Raw genomic sequence first — 1,110 nt, forward strand, 5'->3', positions numbered from 1 at the left:
GGATTCATACCCCGCCACTTTTTTTGCTGCGTTTTGGAAGAGGAAGATAAGCTTATATGTTGGGACAGCATAGAGAAATGACAGACTGACTGACAGAAGGTGAGTCAACAGAACGTGCGGAGGACAGCAAACAAAATAACCCAATGGCAAACAAATCGGTAAACCACATAGCCTTCAAACAAGGAGGTCAGCATCGTCCAAGATAACAGCAAGAGGATTAACAGAATGTGGGTTCAACTGACCTGACGATATTGCTCGGTCACGGTAATACGCGGTTTCATCCGGTTATTCATCACCTTGATCACCCCGAAACGCGGCAGGGTTTTGCTGGTGGTCAATACCAGATCGGCACTGAGGTTCAAACAAACGCTGGCCTGCTCCCCCACCTCAATGACCATAAATTCGCCGTTGCCATGGGGTGTATTCATCAGGACCAGATCACCGTTTTGCGGGATCACTTGCGGATGCTGTTCACTAAAAAACCAGCTTTGCGGCATCAGGGGTTTATAAAAACGACTGACCGCGATGGCATTAAGCACCAACTGAACCTGATGGGGAATACTCCACTCAAGTTCGGCTGCTTTATCCATCAACTGATAATAGAGGGCGGCATCATCGACACAAAAAGGTTGGGTCGCAAACGAGCTGGGCACCAGTTGTCGCCCTTTATACTCGGTCGCAAATAACATGTTATCAGACAGGTCCAACATCAGACGGTCACTCTGGGCATCATAGTGCCATTGCCAGCTATCGGTCGGTTGGATAAACATGTTGGAGCCCTTACTTGATAATTACCAGTTGACTTTATTCCATATGCAGGAAATCAGCAACGTCAAATAAAGGGCTCCGCCATCTATTTCTTAAATATTGGTCACAATCTCTTTGACCAACCCCGGCCCTTTATAAATAAAGCCGCTATAAATTTGTACCAGACTGGCACCGGCGGCCAATTTTTCACGGGCGGCCATGGCACTATCAATACCACCCACCCCGATAATTGGCAGAGCACCATTGAGCGCCTTGGCCAGATGACGGATCACCTCGGTACTCTTGTGCTGCAGCGGACGACCACTCAGGCCACCCGCTTCACCGGCGTGGGGCATGTCATAA

Annotated in this window: 1 protein-coding gene and 1 pseudogene; both read right to left on the reverse strand. The window is 48.9% G+C overall.

Going from position 1 to position 1,110, the window contains the following annotated elements; translation table 11 throughout:
• Window positions 1–233: 233 nt before the first annotated feature.
• Window positions 234–770 (reverse strand): cell division protein ZapC, encoded by a 537-nt coding sequence (locus tag AACS18_RS03570; protein WP_108613710.1) that lies wholly within the window; start codon window positions 768–770, stop codon window positions 234–236.
• 90 nt (window positions 771–860) lie between these two features.
• Window positions 861–1,110 (reverse strand): annotated as a pseudogene (locus AACS18_RS03575) (quinone-dependent dihydroorotate dehydrogenase); the annotation flags it as partial.

Origin of the sequence: Aeromonas sp. HMWF015 (assembly GCF_963878965.1) — a bacterium.
Classification (GTDB): Bacteria; Pseudomonadota; Gammaproteobacteria; order Enterobacterales; family Aeromonadaceae; genus Aeromonas; species Aeromonas veronii.